The organism is Plesiomonas sp. ZOR0011 (assembly GCF_000800945.1).
Taxonomy (GTDB): Bacteria; Pseudomonadota; Gammaproteobacteria; order Enterobacterales; family CAMTGL01; genus Plesiomonas; species Plesiomonas shigelloides.
This window is the reverse complement of sequence record NZ_JRKB01000046.1, coordinates 1-20,253: the sequence shown is the minus strand read 5'-3', so window position 1 is coordinate 20,253 and position 20,253 is coordinate 1. Positions and strand designations below refer to the sequence as shown.

General features: G+C 53.2%; 18 protein-coding genes. 15 read left to right on the top strand and 3 right to left on the bottom strand.

The window, feature by feature from the left end:
- Positions 1 to 203 precede the first annotated feature (203 nt).
- The 3 genes from dapD to map all read right to left on the bottom strand — a co-directional run bounded on the left by dapD (position 204) and on the right by map (position 4,626).
- Positions 204 to 1,028, bottom strand: coding sequence for a 2,3,4,5-tetrahydropyridine-2,6-dicarboxylate N-succinyltransferase (gene dapD / locus L975_RS08650; protein WP_047708152.1), 825 nt, complete (start codon positions 1,026 to 1,028; stop codon positions 204 to 206).
- Positions 1,029 to 1,125: 97 nt separating this feature from the next.
- Positions 1,126 to 3,747, bottom strand: a complete 2,622-nt coding sequence (gene glnD / locus L975_RS08645) for a bifunctional uridylyltransferase/uridylyl-removing protein GlnD (protein ID WP_081995646.1) — start codon at positions 3,745 to 3,747, stop codon at positions 1,126 to 1,128.
- 93 nt (positions 3,748 to 3,840) lie between these two features.
- The gene (gene map / locus L975_RS08640) at positions 3,841 to 4,626 is read right to left on the bottom strand and encodes a type I methionyl aminopeptidase (protein ID WP_010864534.1); all 786 of its coding nucleotides are present in this window, start codon (positions 4,624 to 4,626) and stop codon (positions 3,841 to 3,843) included.
- A 315-nt stretch (positions 4,627 to 4,941) separates the two neighbouring features.
- Between map and rpsB the strand changes: the two genes are divergently transcribed.
- The 15 genes from rpsB to rnhB all read left to right on the top strand — a co-directional run bounded on the left by rpsB (position 4,942) and on the right by rnhB (position 20,216).
- A complete protein-coding gene (gene rpsB / locus L975_RS08635; protein ID WP_010864533.1) occupies positions 4,942 to 5,667 on the top strand; it encodes a 30S ribosomal protein S2 in 726 nt (241 codons plus the stop codon).
- A 130-nt stretch (positions 5,668 to 5,797) separates the two neighbouring features.
- A complete protein-coding gene (gene tsf / locus L975_RS08630) occupies positions 5,798 to 6,652 on the top strand; it encodes a translation elongation factor Ts (RefSeq protein ID WP_010864532.1) in 855 nt (284 codons plus the stop codon).
- 146 nt (positions 6,653 to 6,798) lie between these two features.
- Positions 6,799 to 7,521, top strand: coding sequence for a UMP kinase (gene pyrH, locus L975_RS08625; RefSeq protein ID WP_010864531.1), 723 nt, complete (start codon positions 6,799 to 6,801; stop codon positions 7,519 to 7,521).
- 85 nt (positions 7,522 to 7,606) lie between these two features.
- A complete protein-coding gene (gene frr, locus L975_RS08620; RefSeq protein WP_010864530.1) occupies positions 7,607 to 8,164 on the top strand; it encodes a ribosome recycling factor in 558 nt (185 codons plus the stop codon).
- Positions 8,165 to 8,402: 238 nt separating this feature from the next.
- Positions 8,403 to 9,593 carry a 1-deoxy-D-xylulose-5-phosphate reductoisomerase gene (gene ispC / locus L975_RS08615; protein ID WP_047708178.1) on the top strand — a complete coding sequence of 397 codons (1,191 nt, stop codon included), beginning with the start codon at positions 8,403 to 8,405 and terminating at the stop codon, positions 9,591 to 9,593.
- Between the two features lie 288 nt (positions 9,594 to 9,881).
- A complete protein-coding gene (gene ispU / locus L975_RS08610) occupies positions 9,882 to 10,628 on the top strand; it encodes a (2E,6E)-farnesyl-diphosphate-specific ditrans,polycis-undecaprenyl-diphosphate synthase (RefSeq protein ID WP_039045874.1) in 747 nt (248 codons plus the stop codon).
- Between the two features lie 34 nt (positions 10,629 to 10,662).
- Positions 10,663 to 11,517 (top strand): phosphatidate cytidylyltransferase, encoded by an 855-nt coding sequence (gene cdsA / locus L975_RS08605; RefSeq protein ID WP_010864527.1) that lies wholly within the window; start codon positions 10,663 to 10,665, stop codon positions 11,515 to 11,517.
- Between the two features lie 57 nt (positions 11,518 to 11,574).
- Entirely contained in the window at positions 11,575 to 12,939 is a 1,365-nt protein-coding gene (gene rseP / locus L975_RS08600; protein WP_047708148.1) for a sigma E protease regulator RseP, read from the top strand.
- Positions 12,940 to 12,970: 31 nt separating this feature from the next.
- Entirely contained in the window at positions 12,971 to 15,439 is a 2,469-nt protein-coding gene (gene bamA, locus L975_RS08595; RefSeq protein WP_047708146.1) for an outer membrane protein assembly factor BamA, read from the top strand.
- Positions 15,440 to 15,475: 36 nt separating this feature from the next.
- Complete coding sequence (locus L975_RS08590) at positions 15,476 to 15,985, top strand: OmpH family outer membrane protein (protein ID WP_010864524.1); 510 nt, start codon at positions 15,476 to 15,478, stop codon at positions 15,983 to 15,985.
- Entirely contained in the window at positions 15,985 to 17,016 is a 1,032-nt protein-coding gene (gene lpxD, locus L975_RS08585; protein WP_010864523.1) for a UDP-3-O-(3-hydroxymyristoyl)glucosamine N-acyltransferase, read from the top strand. The genes L975_RS08590 and lpxD overlap by 1 nt, the downstream gene beginning before the upstream one ends.
- Positions 17,017 to 17,158: 142 nt before the next feature.
- Positions 17,159 to 17,611 carry a 3-hydroxyacyl-ACP dehydratase FabZ gene (gene fabZ, locus L975_RS08580; protein ID WP_010864522.1) on the top strand — a complete coding sequence of 151 codons (453 nt, stop codon included), beginning with the start codon at positions 17,159 to 17,161 and terminating at the stop codon, positions 17,609 to 17,611.
- A gap of 3 nt (positions 17,612 to 17,614) precedes the next feature.
- Entirely contained in the window at positions 17,615 to 18,403 is a 789-nt protein-coding gene (lpxA, locus tag L975_RS08575; RefSeq protein ID WP_010864521.1) for an acyl-ACP--UDP-N-acetylglucosamine O-acyltransferase, read from the top strand.
- 54 nt (positions 18,404 to 18,457) lie between these two features.
- Positions 18,458 to 19,630, top strand: a complete 1,173-nt coding sequence (lpxB, locus tag L975_RS08570; RefSeq protein WP_047708144.1) for a lipid-A-disaccharide synthase — start codon at positions 18,458 to 18,460, stop codon at positions 19,628 to 19,630.
- Positions 19,623 to 20,216 carry a ribonuclease HII gene (rnhB, locus tag L975_RS08565; RefSeq protein ID WP_039045876.1) on the top strand — a complete coding sequence of 198 codons (594 nt, stop codon included), beginning with the start codon at positions 19,623 to 19,625 and terminating at the stop codon, positions 20,214 to 20,216. Before lpxB ends, rnhB begins: the two co-directional genes overlap by 8 nt.
- The last annotated feature ends 37 nt before the right edge of the window (positions 20,217 to 20,253 follow it).

Genomic DNA, 20,253 nt, shown 5'->3' with positions numbered 1-20,253 from the left:
ATACCAAACAGCATGCGTCAGTAGCACTTTTTTTGCTGTGATCCTGTTAAGGAAAATGAATGCTGAAAAAAGGTAATCACGATGTTATCAATGCGGCTTCGATGTGGTAGTGAGCGGGTGGGTGACTTAGGATGTGGACGGCAAAGAAAGAAAAACCCGGACCAGCCGGGTTTAGAAAAAGATGACGCGAGCGTAGGCGAGACTTAGTCGATGCTGCGCAGCAGCTCGTTGATGCCCACTTTACTGCGGGTTTTGGCGTCGACTTTCTTCACGATCACCGCGCAGTACAGGCTGTACTTGCCACACTTCGAAGGCAGGCTGCCAGAAACCACGACCGAGCCGGCAGGAACGCGGCCGTAATGGATTTCACCGGTTTCGCGGTCATAAATGCGGGTGCTCTGGCCGATAAATACGCCCATGGAGATCACCGAGCCTTCTTCCACGATCACGCCTTCCACCACTTCGGAGCGTGCGCCGATAAAGCAGTTATCTTCGATGATGGTCGGATTGGCTTGCAACGGCTCCAGTACGCCACCGATGCCGACGCCGCCGGACAGGTGTACGTTCTTACCGATTTGCGCACATGAACCGACGGTGGCCCAGGTATCCACCATGGTGCCTTCATCCACAAACGCACCGATGTTGACGTAAGATGGCATCAGTACGGTATTGCGTGCAATGTGTGCACCTTTACGTACGGTGGCTGAAGGCACCACACGCATGCCTTCTTGCTCAAAGCGTGCCTGATCGTATTCGGCAAATTTCAATGGCGCTTTGTCAAAATAGCGGGTTTCGGCGCCATCAATGACTTGGTTTTCGTTGATGCGAAACGAGAGCAGAACCGCTTTTTTCAGCCATTGGTGAGTAACCCACTCACCATCAATCTTCTCGGCCACGCGCAGTTTGCCGTGATCCAGCAGGTCAATCACCTGAGCGACCGCAGTGCGCAGCTCGGTAGTGGCATTGGCCGGCGTGATCTGGGCGCGATCTTCAAAGGCCTGTTCAATAATGGTCTGCAAATGATTCATGCTTCATCCTGTCTGAGTTGAGTCCGTAAACACATGCTGAAGCTGGCCCTGATATGTCAATCCGTGAGCCAGCGAAATCAATAATCCTGTAGTTGTATCACACTTTTTCGCTCTGGTTGAGCGCGGCGATCAGGCGTTGGCGTAAATCCTCGCAGGTTGCTGCGTCCAGCGGCTTACGCTCGTGATCGCTTAAGATAAATAAGTCCTCCACGCGCTCGCCGATGGTGGTGATTTTCGCGCCGCGTAGCGACACGCCGGTATCGGCCAGCACAGCGCCCACTTGGGCGAGCAAGCCGGGGGTATCGAGCGCGACCAATTCCATCAGGGTGCGCTTATTGCCACGCGCCGGTAGGAAACTGATCTCGGTCGGTACGCTGAAGTGGCGCAAGCGCGGCGAAGGGCGGCGCGTACGCTGCTGCGGACAATCTGGCTCGCTGAGGGCTTTTTCCAGCGCGTGGCGCAGGCTGTCGTGACGATCGGGAGCCAACGGTGAGCCATCTGGCTCCAGCACCACAAAGGTATCGAGGGCATAGCCATCGCGGCTGGTAATGATCTGTGCATCGTGGATACTGAGATTGCGCCGATCCAGCTCTCCGGCCACGGTGGCAAACAGCCGCGGCTGGTCAGGGCAATAGATGAAAATCTCAGTGCCGCCGCGGCTGGCATGGCGGCTGACCAGCACTTGGGTCTGCTCTTGCGGCGCGTGGAGTAGCGCCTTGGCATGCCAGGCTAGCTGGCGCGGCGTATGGCGCAGGAAGTAATCGGCGCGACAGCGTTGCCACAGCGCTTGCAGCGCCGCTTCATCGGTATTTTCCATGCGCAGCAGCGCCAGCGCTTGCTCACGGTTGTGGCGGATCCGAATGCGTACATCCAGCCCATTCTCTAACCCTTGGCGCAGTTGACGCTCGGTGGCGAAGTAAAGCTCGCGCAGCAGCGTCTGCTTCCAACTGTTCCACAGGGTTTCATTGGTGGCGCAGATATCGGCGACCGTCAGGCACAAGAGGTAGTTCAGGTGCTCTTCATGGCGTACTTCACCGGCAAAGGTGCGCACCACTTCAGGGTCATGAATATCTCGGCGCTGGGCGGTGACTGACATCAGCAAATGATGCTCCACCAACCATGCCACCAAGCGTGCATCAGCTTCGCCATAGCCATGTAAGCGACAAAATTGGTAGGCATCGTGGCTGCCCAATTGCGAGTGATCGCCGCCGCGCCCTTTGGCGATATCGTGGAATAGGGCGCTGAGTAAAATCAGTTCACGCGAAGGCAAGCGCGGGAAGAGCTCTACACACAAGGGATGTTGCTGGCGCTGCGGCTCATCGGCAAAGCTTTCCAGTTTTAGCAGCACGCGAATGGTGTGCTCATCCACGGTGTAGGCATGGAACAGATCAAACTGCATCTGGCCGACAATCTGGCTCCACTGCGGCAAGTAGGCGGCCAGCACGCCGTGATGGTGCATCGGCAAAAAAGCTCGCGCAATGGCGCCCGGCTGAGCTAGCAGGGCAACAAAGCGTGCACGCGCTGCTGGGTTATCGCACAGGTAGCCTTGTAAGTTACGCCGCGCAAAGCGCAATTGGCGCAAGGTGGTGGAGTAGATCCCACTGATTTGGCGATTGCGCGCCAGATGCAAAAACAGATCGAGAATGGTTTCTGGATGGGTAATGAAGTGCTGTGGATCGCACACATCAATCCGATTACCGCGCAGCTGGAAGTGCTCATCAAGCGGTTGCGGCTTTTCATTGGCACTGAGCGACAAAATGGCTTCGTCAAACAGTTGCAGCAGCATCTCATTGAGCTCACGCACTCGGTGCAAGGTGCGGTAGAAATCTTTCATCATCCGCTCGACCGGCTGGTTGCGCTCACCTTGGTAGCCGAGCATTTGGGCGACGGTAAACTGGCGATCAAACAGCAGACGGTTATCGTAGCGGGTGAGGCTTAAGTGCAGCGCAAAACGCACCTTCCACAAAAACTCCTGACATTCGAGCAGTTCGTGGTATTCGGCATCGGTGAGAAAACCAAAGCGGGTCATTTCATCTAAGCTGGCCGCGCCGAAGTGACGACGCGCCACCCAACTCAAAGTATGGATATCGCGCAGGCCACCAGGGCTGGTTTTGATGTCCGGCTCTAGGTTGTAGCTGGTGCCATGATAGCGGGCGTGCCGTTCACGCTGCTCTTGCTGTTTGGCGCGGAAAAACTCCGGTGATGGCCAAAAATCATCGGCGAACACATGTTGCTGTAAGCGATCGCACAGCGCCGGATTGCCGCATAACCAGCGCGATTCGAGTAAATTGGTGGCGACCGTGAGATCGTGTAAGCCTTCATCCAGACACTCTTGCAAAGTGCGCACACTGTGGCCGACGGTCAGACGCAAATCCCAGAGCAGAGTGATGAACTGGCCGATGTGCGCTGCCAGTGCTTCATCGACCGGCTGCGCGGTTAAAATCAGCAGATCGATATCGGAAAGTGGGTGTAACTCCCCTCGGCCATAACCGCCGACGGCGACTAAGGTTAATGCCGGATTCTCTGCCAGACCAAATTGCTGCCACAGGTGGCACAATAGGGTATCGATAAAGGCGGTGCGCTCGGCGACCAAGTTGGCTATCGGACGGCCAGCGGCAAAATCGTCCGCCATACGTTGGCGCTGCTGTTCGAGGAGAAGTTTCAGCGCCGGCAACTGCATACCGGCGTCTTGCCATGCATCGTTCAGAAGGTGGGGCATCAGACGTTCCTTGGCCGCAAAACACGAGATCACAGATGTAAAAAAAGCCGGAAATCTCCGGCTTTGTAAAGCATAAATTGCCGCGTCGGCAATTTAGTTATGCAGCACGCGCGGCAGGCTTTCGTCGCTGCGCAGAGTCAGGATTTCGCAACCGTCGGCGGTAACCAAAATGGTGTGCTCGTACTGCGCAGACAGGCTGCGGTCTTTGGTTTTGACCGTCCAGCCATCGCCCATCAGACGCACTTGACGCTTACCGGCGTTGATCATTGGCTCAATGGTAAAGGTCATGCCTTCACGCAAGATCACGCCACCGTCATCGGCATCGTAGTGCAGCACTTGTGGCTCTTCGTGGAATTCCGCGCCAATCCCGTGGCCGCAATATTCACGCACGATAGAAAAGCCTTCAGCTTCGGCAAATTTTTGGATGGCTTTACCGATTTCGCGCAGGCGCACACCCGGCTTCACCATTTTCAGTGACAGATACAGGCTCTCTTGTGTGATGCGGCACAGGCGCTCACCCAAAATTGTCGGCTTACCAACGATGATCATCTTCGAGGTATCGCCGTGATAGCCATCTTTGATCACTGTAATATCGAAGTTAACGATATCGCCGTCTTTCAGCACTTTCTCACCAGGAATGCCGTGGCACACTACTTCATTCACTGAAATGCAGGTGGATTTCGGGAAGCCGTGGTAGTTCAGTGGCGCTGGAACCGCTTGCTGCACATTGACGATGTAGTCGTGGCAGATTTTATCCAGTTCACCGGTGGTCACGCCCGCTTTCACGTGCGGTTCGATCATCTCCAGCACTTCCGCCGCCAGACGGCCGGCAACGCGCATTTTTTCGATTTCGTCTGCGGTTTTGATTGTAATAGCCATAAATAATTTTCCGGTATTCGCCGCGCGGGCGGCATCAGAGTCTGGGAGTATGGTAACAGGGCGCTACCCGAGTTGAAAACCAATCTCAACAAAAAGCAATTGAATCTGGAGTCCGCGGCTAAATTATGGTATAAAGCGCGCCGGATTCCGGAATTGTCAGTTTTGACCCGGAACGCCTAAAGAACTCATGTGAAATATCACACACGTATCGACACCGTGCTCCGGGGTGCTCTGTTTTCCCTTTATGGAGAGATAGAGTCGGTTGCAGGGGATACGTGGAGGCTTAACCCCAATTTATTTTCTGAGGAAAAACTCATGGCAACTGTTTCCATGCGCGACATGCTCAAGGCCGGTGTACACTTCGGTCACCAGACCCGTTACTGGAACCCAAAGATGAAGCCATTCATCTTCGGTGCGCGTAACAAAGTACACATCATCAACCTTGAGAAAACTGTACCAATGTTCAACGAAGCTCTGGCTGAGCTGAGCAAAATCGCTGCCCGTAAAGGCAAGGTTCTGTTTGTTGGTACTAAGCGCGCTGCAAGCGATGCAGTTAAAGAAGCTGCACACGGCTGCGATCAGTTCTATGTAAACCACCGTTGGTTAGGCGGTATGCTGACCAACTGGAAAACCGTTCGTCAATCCATCAAGCGTCTGAAAGATCTGGAAACCCAATCTCAAGACGGTACCTTCGACAAGCTGACCAAGAAAGAAGCGCTGATGCGCACTCGTGAGCTGGAAAAGCTGGAGAAGAGCCTGGGTGGTATCAAAGACATGGGCGGTTTGCCTGATGCTATCTTCGTTATCGATGCTGATCACGAGCACATCGCTATCACTGAAGCGAACAACCTGGGTATCCCAGTATTCTCTATCGTTGATACCAACTCTGATCCAGATGGCGTAGACTTCATCATCCCTGGTAACGACGACGCCATCCGCGCTGTTCAACTGTACCTGTCTGCCGCAGCGACTGCAATTCGCGAAGGCCGTGGCCAGGATCTGGTTGCTCAGGCTGAAGAAGGCTTCGTAGAAGCCGAGTAATAAGGCCCGCTCGAACAGAGCCCTTATTAACCAGATAGTACACGTCAGATACTAGACTGATATGGTTAGCAGGGGCCGATGAGGCCCCTGTTTTTTATGATCTCCCCCCGAGATAACCGAGGATAATACGATGGCAGAAATTACCGCTGCTCTGGTAAAAGAACTGCGTGAGCGTACCGCTGCAGGCATGATGGAATGTAAAAAAGCTCTGGTTGAAGCTAACGGCGACATCGAGCTGGCAATCGACAACATGCGTAAAAACGGTCAAGCCAAAGCGGCTAAAAAAGCTGGCCGTGTTGCTGCTGAAGGTGTGATTCTGGTTAAAGTTAGCGCTGACAACAAAGTTGCCGCTATCGTTGAACTGAACTGCGAAACTGACTTCGTTGCTAAAGATGCTGGCTTCAAAGCATTCGGCGAAGAAGTGGTTGAAGCTGCTCTGGCTGAGCGCATCGCTGACATCGCTGCTCTGCAAGCGAAGTTCGAAGAAACCCGTACCAACCTGGTTGCTAAGATCGGCGAAAACATCAACATCCGTCGTGTAACCATCGTTGAAGGCGAGCAAGTAGGTACCTACCTGCACGGTGCTAAGATCGGTGTTGTAGTTGCCGCTACCGGTGCTGACGAAGAACTGATCAAGCACATCGCTATGCACATCGCTGCTAGCAAGCCAGAGTACGTGAAGCCAGAAGACGTTCCAGCTGACGTTGTTGCTCACGAGCGTGAAATCCAGGTTGAAATCGGTATGCAATCTGGCAAGCCACGTGAAATCGTTGAGAAAATGGTTGAAGGCCGCATGAAGAAGTTCACCGGCGAAGTGTCCCTGTACGGTCAGGCCTTCGTAATGGACCCTTCTAAGTCTGTTGGCGATCTGCTGAAAGAGAAAGGTGCAAACGTAGTTAGCTTTGTACGTTTCGAAGTAGGTGAAGGTATCGAGAAAGTTGAAGCTGACTTTGCTGCTGAAGTAGCGGCGATGGCTAAGCATTAATTCTCTCTTTACATGAGAACCCCACTGAACCGCGGATATCTGCGGTTCAGTTTTAATTACCGGCATATAATTGCTAGTAATGCGGCGTAAGCCGCGTCTTTATATCCGTCAGACTATTCATCCACAGCGTGTCAGGAAGGAAAACCATGACCACCAATGCAAAACCGGCATATCAACGTATTCTTTTGAAACTGAGTGGAGAAGCTCTTCAGGGCGCAGAAGGATTTGGTATTGACCCGAGTATCCTCGATCGCATGGCTCAAGAAATTAAAGAGTTGGTCGAGCTCGGCGTTCAGGTTGGTGTCGTTATCGGCGGTGGTAACCTGTTCCGTGGTGCGGGTCTGGCGAAAGCGGGGATGAACCGTGTGGTCGGTGACCATATGGGCATGCTGGCAACCGTGATGAACGGTCTGGCTATGCGTGATGCGCTGCACCGCGCGTATGTAAATACCCGTCTGATGTCAGCCATTCCATTGAACGGCGTGTGTGACAACTACAGCTGGGCTGAGGCCATCAGTCTGCTGCGTAACGGCCGAGTAGTGATTTTCGCTGCCGGTACCGGTAACCCGTTCTTCACCACTGACTCTGCCGCTTGCCTGCGCGGTATCGAGATTGAAGCCGATGTGGTGCTGAAAGCCACCAAGGTTGACGGTGTGTTTACCGATGATCCGGCGAAAAACCCGGATGCAGTCCTGTACGAAACCCTGAGCTATCAGGAAGTACTGGAAAAAGAATTGAAAGTGATGGATCTGGCCGCCTTTACCTTGGCGCGTGACCACGGTATGCCAATCCGTGTCTTTAACATGAACAAACCAGGTGCACTGCGCCGAGTGGTAATGGGTGAACGTGAAGGCACAGTAATTTCCTGATATTGCCCACGTTAAGTTTTTGCCTCAAAGGGGCAAAGCGCGGTATCTTACCACCTGTTCACTAGCAGAATTGAAGGGTTACATCGTGATCAACGCAATCAAGCAAGATGCGCAAGTGCGCATGGAAAAATGCGTAGAAGCATTCAATAACCATATTTCCAAAATCCGTACCGGCCGTGCGCATCCTAGCCTGCTGGAAGGGATCACCGTTGAATATTACGGCTCACCAACTCCGCTGCGCCAGCTGGCCAACGTGGTTGCGGAAGACGCCCGTACCCTGGCGATCACTGTGTTTGACCGTAGCATCGGTGCCGCAGTAGAAAAAGCCATTCTGACTTCTGATCTGGGTCTGAACCCAAGCTCCGCCGGCGCGACTATTCGTGTTCCGTTGCCACCGCTGACCGAAGAGCGTCGTAAAGATCTGATCAAGATCGTGCGTGCTGAAGCAGAGCAAGGTCGTGTGTCGGTACGTAACGTGCGCCGTGATGCGAACGACAAGATCAAAGCGCTGCTGAAAGACAAAGAAATCAGCGAAGACGACGAGCGTCGTTCACAGGACGAAATCCAGAAAATCACCGATTTGATGGTGAAAAAAGTGGACGAAGCGCTGGCTGAGAAAGAAAAAGAGCTGATGGAGTTTTAATCTCCTCGCGCAGAAAAGCGTCGCCTCGGCGACGCTTTTGTTTTATGGATGCGTCAGATTTTGGTGTTAAACACTATTAACCTTGCGGTATTCGCCGTATCATTTTAACCCGCCGTGTAAGTCATCGACTTTCAAACATACTGCTAACCGCTAACCCTGCGGTTCATCTCGGCAGATTGGCAACGATGTTATCCAGCTCCCAGCAAGTGATACCAAGCAGATCATGAGTAATCAACTGATGGTGAATTTAAGCGTTTTGGGCTCCACCGGCTCTATCGGTGTCAGCACTCTTGATGTCGCGGCACGTAATCCGCAGCGTTTCTCGGTGGTCGGGTTGGCCGCGGGTCGTAATGTCAGCGTCATGGTGCAGCAATGTCTGCAATTTCGCCCCCGTCTGGCGGCGATGGCCGATGCCGAGGCTGCAGCGGCTGTGCGCGCACAGCTGAAACAGCACGGCTGCCACACTGAAGTGCTCAGTGGTGAAGCGGGCGTGTTGGCGGTGGCCGCGCAAGACGAAGCCCATCAGGTGATGGCGGCCATTGTCGGCGCATCGGGCCTGCTGCCAACCCTGGCCGCGATTCGCGCGGGTAAGCGGATTTTGCTGGCCAACAAAGAAGCGCTGGTCACTTGTGGTCGCCTGTTCTTGCAGGAAGTGCAGCGTCATCAGGCGCAGTTGCTGCCGGTGGATAGCGAACATAACGCGATATTTCAGTGCTTGCCTGAAAACGTGCAGCGTGAGCTGGGCTTTTGCGATCTGGCCGCGGCGGGCGTCGATAAAATCGTCTTGACCGGCTCTGGCGGGCCATTTCGTACTACGCCACTGAGCGAGTTTGCCGCGCTGACACCGGCGCAAGCCTGTGCCCATCCTAATTGGTCCATGGGGCGTAAAATCTCGGTGGACTCGGCCACCATGATGAACAAAGGGCTGGAGTACATCGAAGCGCGCTGGCTGTTTAATGCCAGTGCTGAGCAGATGGAAGTGATTATCCACCCGCAGTCGATCATCCATTCGATGGTGCGTTTTAGCGATGGCAGTGTGGTTGCGCAGATGGGCAATCCCGATATGCGCACCCCAATTGGTCATGCGATGGCGTATCCTGAGCGTATTCAAACCGGTGTAGCGCCGCTCGACTTTTTCCGCTTATCGGGCCTGAGCTTTGAGCAACCGGACTTTAACCGCTACCCGTGCCTGCAATTGGCCATCGAAGCATGCCAGCAGGGGCAGATGGCGACGACGGCCTTGAATGCGGCCAACGAAATCAGTGTTGAGGCCTTTTTGCAGGGGCAAATCGGCTTTACCCAGATTGCCACCGTGAACCGACAGGTGCTGGATACGCTGATGTTACCGGAACCTACCTCGGTTGAGGATGTCCTAGAGATTGACCGCCGCGCCCGCGCGTGCGCAGCGCAGCAGATCACCGCGTGTTAAATGCGGCCTACCGCGGCGCGACGGCAGGTTTGTTCCGTTATTCACGAAGTGATATAGTGATGTTTTAAGCTGTCGCTTTTTCTCGGTCACGTTTTGACGTTGGTCGTAAATAACACAGTGATCGCGAACAAAAAGTAAGAAAGGCAAAAAAGAGATTGCGCAAGGCCGTGTGTTAACACGGCTTTTTTACGATCCGGCCCTCGACGCTGGGCAGAATTCCGCGGGCCGCCACTGGCGCTGCGGAGTAAAAAGCGCAGTAAGACTTTGACAGGAATGACTTAGACACCTATGGCAGAGCCGCAACCGCAAGCATTTACAGCCGAACAAATGCCTAAACACGTTGCTATTATCATGGATGGCAACGGACGCTGGGCCAAGCAACAAGGCAAAATGCGGATTTTTGGACATAAAGCAGGTGTTAAAGCTGTACGCCGTTCAGTCAGTTATGCCGCCCGCAACCATATCCAATCCTTGACCTTGTACGCATTTAGCAGTGAAAACTGGCGCCGTCCTGAGCAGGAAGTTTCCGCGCTCATGGAATTATTTATGCGCGCACTCGATAATGAAGCTAAGAGCCTGCACAAGAATAATATCCGCCTGCGGATTATCGGTGACATCTCCCGTTTCAGCACCCGGTTACAAGAGCGCATCGCCAGTGTGGAAGCGCTCACTGCCAACAACACCGGTTTGGTGTTAAATGTGGCCGCTAACTATGGTGGGCGCTGGGATATCGTACAAGCTACTCGGCAGATTGCTGCCCAAGTACAAGAGGGTAAACTTCACACTGATGATATCGACGAAACCTTGCTCAGTAAGGTGATATGCATGGGGGATCAACCTCCAGTAGACTTGGTCATCAGAACCAGTGGCGAGCATAGGATCAGCAACTTTTTGTTGTGGCAGATAGCCTATGCCGAGTTCTACTTTTCTGAGGTGCTATGGCCAGATTTTGATGAACAAGAATTTGACCGTGCTGTTTCATCCTTTGTCTGTCGCGACAGACGTTTTGGTGGTACTGGCGACAACGGCCGTTGAGCAACGGCGGATGAGTAGAGCTTAGGAGGTTTCATTGCTCAAGCAACGTATTATTACTGCACTGATTTTGGTTCCTTTAGTCATTGCAGGCTTATTTTTACTGTCGCCGCTGCATTTTGCCTTGCTGGCGCTGGCGTTGAGTATGCTGGCAGCCTGGGAGTGGGCATTGTTGGCTGGCTTTGAAAATAAAGCTGTACGCGCGGGTATCGCGGTGATTTGTGGTTTGGGCTTGGGCGCCTCCTTACTGGCTGTGCCGGTGCAGGATACCTCGATTCTATTGCAAAACACCTTTATCCGGACGGTGCTGATTATTGCCCCGTTGTGGTGGCTGCTGGCCTTAGGGTTAGTGCTTGGCTACCCGAGTTCGGCTAAATGGTGGCATAACGCCAAACGGTTGAAAGTTCTCTTCGGTTTGCTGACGCTGGTGCCGTTTTTCTGGGGCTTAATTGTGCTGCGCATGTACTCGTACAGCGTAGACAGCTCTTTTGGGGCTGTGTGGATTTTGTATCTGCTGTTCCTGATCTGGGGCGCTGACTCGGGGGCGTACTTTACCGGTAAGGCCTTTGGTAAGCACAAGTTGGCACCGAAAGTGTCACCGGCGAAGACTTGGGAAGGCGTGATTGGCGGCCTGACAACATCTGCCGTGATTGCGGTGGTGTTCGATCACTTCTCACCACTGCAAGCCGGGACTCACAGCATGATCATCAGCTCGGTGATCGCCGTGGCCGTATCAGTACTGGGCGACCTGACCGAAAGTATGTTTAAGCGCGAAGCAGGCGTCAAAGACAGCGGACAAATTATGCCGGGCCACGGTGGGGTGCTCGATCGTATCGACAGCCTGACCGCGGCGGTGCCGGTATTTGCCTGCTTGTTACTGCTGGTTTTTTAATGGCGTTCAAGCCGTCATGCTGAATGGCAAGCTTACAGAGCAGACAAGGATAGAACGATGACAGGAGCGCTTTGGAATCTGCTGGCGTTTTTAGTGGCGCTGGGGATTCTGATTTCAGTTCACGAATTTGGCCACTTCTGGGTGGCGCGTCGCTGCGGGGTTAAGGTCGAGCGTTTCTCGCTTGGCTTTGGCAAAGTCCTGTGGCGCCGCGTGGATAAGCAGGGCACTGAGTTTACCCTGTCGCTGATCCCCCTCGGTGGTTATGTCAAAATGCTCGATGAGCGTGTGGCACCGGTACCGGATGAGTTGCGCACGCAGGCGTTTAACAATAAAACCGTCTGGCAGCGTGCCGCCATTGTGGCTGCAGGACCGTTCGCTAACTTCGTGTTTGCGGTGCTGGCGTACTGGGCGGTATTCCTGCTCGGGATCCCGAGTGTGCATCCGGTGGTAGGCGCTGTGGCGCCGAATTCGATTGCTGCGCGCGCTGGAATTACGCCGGGAATGGAACTTAAATCGGTTGCCGGTATCGAAACACCTGACTGGGAGTCAGTGAATCTGGCGTTGGTATCGCTGATTGGTGATCAACAAGCCACGATCGACGTCAGCCCCTTTACCGCATCCGGTACGACTGCGGTGGTGCAAAAAACGCTACCGCTGGATGGGTGGAGTTTTGAGCCCGATAAGCAAACGGCATTTGGGGCGCTGGGGATCACCCCGAAAGGCCCAAGCATTTTGACCGAGATTGCCTCTGTGGGCGCCGATTCTCCGGCGGCACAGGCTGGCTTGCAGGTGGGCGACAAGATTATTGCTCTCGATGGTCAGCCGCTGACTGATTGGTCTAGCTTCGTGCGTCAGGTACAAGCACATCCGTTGCAACCACTGCAACTGGTGGCCGAGCGTGACGGGGTGACCCGAAACGTGACTCTGATCCCGCAAGAGCAGACTGACGGTCAAGGCCAACGCATCGGTTATGCCGGTATCGCACCAAAAGTGTTACCGTTACCGGCAGAGTATCAGTTTGTCCGCCAGTTTGGTCTGGTTGACAGTCTGATCAAAGCGACACAAAAAACGGTACAATTGTCCGAACTAACCTTGGATATGCTGGGGAAACTCTTTACCGGCGATGTCGGTATCAAGAGTTTGAGCGGTCCGATTTCCATTGCCAAAGGCGCCGGGATGACGGCGGAATTCGGGCTGGTATTTTACTTAGGTTTTCTGGCGCTAATCAGCGTGAACTTAGGTATTATAAATCTGTTTCCTCTGCCGGTATTGGATGGCGGGCATCTGCTGTTCTTGGCCATTGAAGGGGTGACAGGTAAACCCTTGTCAGAGCGGGTGCAGGAGTACTGCTTCCGTTTTGGCACAGTATTATTGGTGTTGTTGATGGGCGTTGCGCTATTCAACGATTTTTCCCGCCTGTAAGCGGGGCAATTAGGAAGAACGCATAATAAAGATGGCGATGAAAAAACTGCTTCTTGCGTCGCTGCTTTTCAGCAGCGCCACCGCTTACGGTGCCGACTTTGTAGTCAAAGATATCCAGTTCGAAGGTTTGCAACGTGTCGCCAAAGGTGCGGCGCTGTTGAGCATGCCAGTACGAGTGGGTGATGAAGTTAATGACGACGAAGTCGCGCAGATTATCCGAGCCTTGTTTGCTACCGGTAACTTTGAAGATGTGCGCGTGCTGCGTGATGGCTCAACCTTGCTGGTGCAAGTCAAAGAGCGTCCGACGATTGCCAGCATTACCTTCTCCGGTAACAAGGCACTGAAAGAAGATGCCCTGAAACAAAACCTCGATGCTTCGGGGATTCGAGTGGGTGAAGCGCTGGATCGTACCTCGCTGTCCACCATCGAAAAGGGCTTGGAAGATTTCTACTACAGCGTGGGTAAATACAGCGCCAACGTGAAAGCGGTGGTGACGCCACTGCCACGTAACCGTGTCGATCTGAAACTGATCTTCACCGAAGGCGTATCCTCCAACATCCAACAGATCAACATCGTTGGGAACAAAGCGTTCAGCACCAATACCTTGCTGTCCCAATTTGCCCTGCGTGATGAAGTGCCATGGTGGAACCTGGTTGGCGATCGTAAGTACCAGAAACAAAAACTGGCCGGCGATCTGGAAACCCTGCAAACCTACTACCGTGACCACGGCTATGCCAATTTCCGTATCGAGTCGACTCAGGTCAGCTTGAGTCCGGATAAAAAAGGCATCTACATCACCATCAATATCGATGAAGGCAAGCAGTACAAACTGCAAGGTGTGACCCTGACCGGTAATCTGGCCGGCCATGCTACGGCACTGCAAGCGCTGGTGCATGTTGAGCCTGATGAGCTGTATAACGGCACCAAAGTGACCCGTATGGAAGAGGACATCAAGTCCTTGCTGGGGCGCTATGGCTACGCGTATCCAAAAGTGACCACTCGCCCAGAGATGGATGAGAAAAACCAGACCGTCAAACTGGTGATGAATGTCGAGCCGGGTGAGCGTTTCTACGTGCGCCGTATTCGTTTTGAAGGCAATGACATCACTAAAGATGAAGTGCTGCGCCGTGAAATGCGTCAGATGGAAGGCTCGTGGCTGGCCAGTAATCAGGTCGAGTCCGGTAAAGAGCGTCTGAACCGTTTGGGCTACTTTGAGACTGTGGATACCGAAACAGTGCGTGTACCGGGTACTCGCGATCAGGTTGATGTGCTGTACAAGGTCAAAGAGCGTAATACCGGTAGTCTGAACTTTGGTGTCGGTTACGGCACGGAAAGCGGTATCAGCTTCCAAGTCGGGGTGCAGCAGGAGAACTTCCTGGGTACCGGTAATACCGTGGGGATTAACGCTACCCGTAACGATTACCAGACCTATGCGGCCTTTGAATACACTAACCCATACTTCACCAAAGATGGCGTGAGTCTGGGCGGTCGGATTTTCTATAACGACTTTAAAGCCGAGCAAGACTACAGCCTGTCTGAGTATAACAACCTCAGCTACGGTGTAGATGGCACACTGGGCTTCCCAGTCAATGAGTACAACAGCCTGCGTACCGGTATTGGCTATGTACACAACGAAATCTCCAATATCACCCCTACGGTGAACATGCTGTCTTATTTGAACAGCATGCAAGACAGCTTTGACAACCAAAAGCTGTCCTCGGATGATTTCCAGCTGACTGCCGGTTGGACCTATAACAACTTGGACCGTGGTTTCTTCCCGACCAAAGGTATTCGTGCCAACTTGAACGGTAAGATCACTACGCCTGGCTCCGATAACCAGTTCTACAAACTGAACTTTGATATCGCCGGTTACTATCCGCTGGATCGAGACCGTGAGTGGGTGGTACTGGGTCGTTCGCGTTTAGGCTATGCTGATGGTTACGGTGATAAAGTGTTGCCGTTCTATGAGAACTTCTACGCCGGTGGTTTCAGTACTGTGCGTGGTTTCCGCTCTAACACCATCGGTCCAAAAGCGATTTATCTATATAAGAATAATGGCTCCGAAGAACGTTGTTCACGTACGGATGGGTCAAAAACATCTATCAATGATTTGAAAGATAATTGTGTATTAAGTGGCTCTGAGGATGCAGTAGGCGGTAACGCCATGGCAACCGCCAGCGCCGAGCTGATTGTGCCAACGCCGTTTATCAGTGAAAAATACCGTAACTCGGTACGTACCTCAGTGTTTGTGGATGCCGGTACGGTGTGGGATACCCACTGGAGTGATAGCTCTGCGATTTTGAGTTCAGGGATTCCTCTAGAAAATCAGCAATACTTTGGTGATTACGGCGATCCGAGCCGGATCCGTATGTCTGCGGGTATCGCCCTGCAGTGGATGTCACCGCTTGGCCCACTTGTATTCTCGTACGCGCAGCCGTATAAGAAATATGAAGGTGACCGGGTTGAACAATTCCAGTTCAATATCGGCAGAACATTCTGATAGCCGTGCTATCAATATAAAAGTAAGGAGACAACCTTGAAAAAGTGGTTACAGGCAGCTGGCGTAGGTATTGCGCTGATGGCATCGAGTGCCGTGGTGAATGCCGCCGAGCAGAAAATTGCTGTTGTTGATGTGGCAAGTGTGTTCCAACAGCTGCCACAGCGTGAAAAGGTTGCGCGTCAGCTGGAGTCTGAGTTCAAGAGCCGTGCTTCTGAACTGCAGTCTCTGGAAAAGCGCATCCGTGATCGCATGGAAAAGCTGCAGCGTGATGGCAGCACGATGTCTAACAGTGACCGCACCAAAGCAGAGCGTGATATCGCCCAAATGCAGGCTGATTTCAACCTGAAAGGTCGTGCACTGGAAGAAGATAGCCGTCGTCGTCAGGCCGAAGAACGTAATAAGATCCTGCGTCAGGTACAAGATGCAGTGAAAACCATCGCTAACAAGGAAGGTTACAGCGCAGTTATTGATACCAACGCTGTCGTGTTTGCGCGCCCTGACATGGATATCTCTTCTCAAGTTATCAAAATGGTAGGCAACAAGTAATGTCAGGATTCCGTCTCGCGGATCTGGCTGAACATTTGGGTGCTGAAGTACACGGAGATGGCGATACCGTCATCTCCGGTATTGCTGCACTGGATAATGCACAGGCCGGTCAAATCACCTTTCTGTCCAACAGTAAATACCGTACCCATCTGGCGCAATGTGCGGCCAGTGCTGTTGTTTTAACAGCAGACGATGTACCATTTTGCACCACCAATGCATTGGTCGTTGCTAATCCTTATCTGGCCTATGCTTTATTGGCGCAGTATATGGATACAACGCCGCAGCCGGCACAGGATATTGCTCCAAGTGCGGTGATCGCGGACAATGTACAGCTGGGCCAGAATGTGTCCATCGGTGCCAATGCCGTGATTGAATCCGGTGTGGTACTGGGCGATGGTGTGGTGATCGGGGCGGGTTGCTTTATCGGCAAACAGACCAAGATTGGTGCCGGTACGCGTTTGTGGGCGAATGTGACTGTGTATCACCGCATCACCATCGGTGAGCAGTGCCTGATTCAGGCCGGTACCGTGATTGGTGCTGACGGTTTTGGTTATGCCAATGATCGTGGTCGCTGGATTAAAATCCCTCAGCTGGGTGGCGTGCGTATCGGTAACCGCGTCGAGATCGGGGCTTGTACCTGTATTGACCGCGGCGCGCTGGAAGACACCGTCATTGAAGATGGTGCGATAATTGATAATTTATGCCAGATTGCCCATAACGTGGTGATCGGCGAAAATACCGCCGTAGCTGGCGGTGTGATTATGGCGGGCAGCTTGAAAATTGGCCGTCATTGTATGATTGGTGGTGCCAGCGTGATCAATGGTCACATGGAAATCTGCGATAAAGTCACTGTCACCGGTATGGGTATGGTGATGCGCCCCATTAGTGAACCGGGAATGTATTCGTCCGGTATTCCGCTGCAAAACAACAAAGCTTGGCGTAAAACGGCCGCTTTGGTGATGAACATTGATGAGATGAACAAGCGTCTCAAAGCAGTGGAGCGGAAGCTGGAAAAAGAAAGCAACGAGTAAGTGTCTTTTCACCCGTTGCCGCTGTCCCGCCGGGGCAGCCGCTGAAGTAGACTGACGGCCTGCCATGCGTGCAGGCCGTGTTATTCCTGAAGTAACCCGAATACCTATTCCCGCTCAGATGATAAGAGACAGGAACATTATCTTGACGACTCAAGCAAACTCATTACAGATCGAAGAAATTCTGGACCTTTTACCGCACCGTTATCCGTTCTTACTGATTGATCGGGTGCTGGATTATAAAGAAGGTGAATACCTGCACGCACTGAAGAACGTTTCTGTGAACGAGCCGTTTTTCCAGGGGCACTTCCCGCAAAAGAAAGTGTTTCCAGGTGTGTTAATTCTGGAAGCCATGGCTCAGGCAACCGGCGTGCTGGCATTTAAAACCTTCGGCAAGCCAAACGGTAATGAGCTGTATTATTTTGCCGCGATTGATAATGCCCGCTTCAAGCGTCCAGTGACTCCTGGTGATCAGATGGTGTTTGAGGTGCAGTTCCTGAAAGAGCGCCGCGGTATTGCGCGTTTCACCGGGGTTGCCAAAGTGAACGGCGAAGTCGTGTGTGAAGCTGACTTAATGTGTGCACGTCGAGAGGTGTAATCCGTGATTCATGAAACGGCCTTCATTCATCCTTCTTCTATCGTAGAAGCAGGGGCGGTAATCGGTGCGGGTGTGCAAATCGGCCCGTTTTGTGTGGTTGGCGCTGATGTAGAAATCGGCGAAGGCACCGTACTGAAATCCCACGTGGTGGTGAACGGCCATACCCGTATCGGACGCGATAACCAGATTTATCAGTTCGCGTCGATCGGCGAAGCCAATCAGGATAAGAAATATCACGGTGAACCGACGCGAACCGAAATCGGCGATCGCAATGTGATCCGCGAAAGCGTCACCATTCACCGCGGTACCGTGCAGGATACTGGGATCACCCGTGTGGGTAACGATAACCTGCTGATGATCAATGCGCACATCGCACACGACTGTGTGGTCGGCAATAACTGTATTTTCGCCAATAACGCTACGCTGGCAGGCCACGTCGAAGTGGAAGACTTTGCCATTGTCGGTGGTATGTCGGCGATCCACCAATTCTGCCGTATCGGTCAGCATGTGATGCTGGGCGGTGGCTCGATTGTGGTGCAAGATGTGCCGCCGTTTGTGATGGCCCAAGGCAACCATGCGGCGCCATTTGGCGTGAACATTGAAGGCCTGAAGCGTCGCGGTTTTGAAAAGCCGACCCTGCATGCGATCCGCAATGCCTACAAGCTGATTTACCGCAGTGGTAAGACGCTGGATGAGATTCGTCCTGAGCTGGCTGAATTGGCCAATGCGCATCCGCCTGTACAGGCATTTATTGACTTCTTAGCGCAATCGCAACGCGGAATTATCCGTTAATACGAGACTTCGTTAATTCGAGACGTCGTTAATTCGAGACTATGCCTCAACACTATGCAGCCTGAGCAGACATCGTTACCGGTCACGCAACCTCTGGTGATTGGCATTGTGGCCGGAGAAACCTCCGGCGACATTCTCGGGGCCGGTTTGATCTGCGCCCTGCGTGCCCAGCATCCGGATGCCCGCTTTGTCGGCATCGCCGGCCCGCGTATGCAGGCCGAAGGGTGCGAAAGCTGGTTTGATATGGAAGAGTTGGCCGTGATGGGGCTGGTGGAAGTGCTCAAGCACTTGCCGCGTCTGCTCACCATCCGCCGGACTCTGGTGCAAAATTTTACTCGCCTCAAACCGGATGTGTTTATCGGTATCGATGCGCCAGATTTCAACATTGGTCTGGAGCTAAAACTCAAGCAGCATGGGATCAAGACGGTGCATTACGTCAGCCCATCAGTGTGGGCGTGGCGGCAAAATCGGGTATTCAAAATTGCCAAAGCCACCGATCTGGTGCTGGCCTTTTTGCCATTCGAGAAAGCCTTCTACGATCGCTTCAATGTCCCGTGTCGTTTTGTCGGTCATACCATGGCTGACAGTATGCCGTTGGACGCCGATAAAGCCGGTGCGCGTCGGACGCTGGGCTTGAGCGAGGATGCCTCAGTGCTAGCGGTGTTGCCGGGCAGCCGCGCAGGTGAAGTGGCCATGTTGGCTGAGCCGTTTTTGCAGACGGCGCAGCGTTTGCAGCAGCAGCGCCCGGAGTTGCAAATATTAGTGCCAATGGTCAATGCGCGTCGTCGTGAGCAGTTTTTGGCGTTAAAGGCTGAGATTGCTCCGGATTTGCGTATCACCTTGCTTGATGGCCAAGCGCGGGACGCAATGACGGCGGCCGATGCGACGTTGTTGGCGTCCGGTACAGCGGCCTTAGAGTGTATGCTGGCCAAATCACCGATGGTGGTGGCGTATCGGGTCAAACCGCTGACTTACTGGCTGGCCAAAAAGTTGGTCAAAACAGAGTTTGTTTCGCTGCCTAACCTGTTAGCCGGTAAGAAAATCGTGCCCGAGCTGATTCAGGAAGATTGCACGGTTGAACGCTTAACTGCCAAGCTCAGCATGCTGTTGTCGCAGGATAACCGCTGCTTAAAGCGGATGTTTACCGAGCTACATCAGAAAATTCGCTGCGATGCTGACCAGCAGGCGGCGGCAGCGGTACTGGATTTGATTCAACGTGATGACTGATTTATTTGTATATCCGGATGCTGGCTTGATTGCCGGTGTCGATGAAGTGGGGCGCGGTCCGTTGGTGGGCGCGGTGGTCACTGCGGCGGTGATCTTAGATCCTGCGCGGCCAATTGTTGGCTTGGCCGACTCAAAAAAGCTGTCAGAAAAAAAGCGCTTGGCGCTGTTTGATGAAATCAAAGAAAAAGCGCTGGCGTGGAGTTTAGGCCGCGCCGAGCCGCATGAAATTGATGAGCTGAACATTTTGCACGCTACCATGCTGGCGATGCAGCGCGCGGTGGCGGGGTTGCCTATCACGCCAGAGTTTGTGCTGATTGACGGTAACCGCTGTCCAGCGCTACCGATGCCAGCGCAAGCGGTAGTCAAAGGGGATAGTAAGGTCGCCGAAATCAGTGCCGCGTCTATTTTGGCCAAAGTGACCCGAGATCGGGAAATGGCAGAGCTTGATGCGCAGTATCCACAATACGGCTTTGCCAAGCATAAAGGCTATCCGACTGCTGATCACTTACGGCTGTTAGCCGAGCACGGCGCGATTGCTGAGCATCGTCGCAGTTTTGCGCCCGTGAAGCGGGCGCTCGGGCTGTAATCGACCGCTTAGCGAGCCAAAAGCACTAACGGGTGTG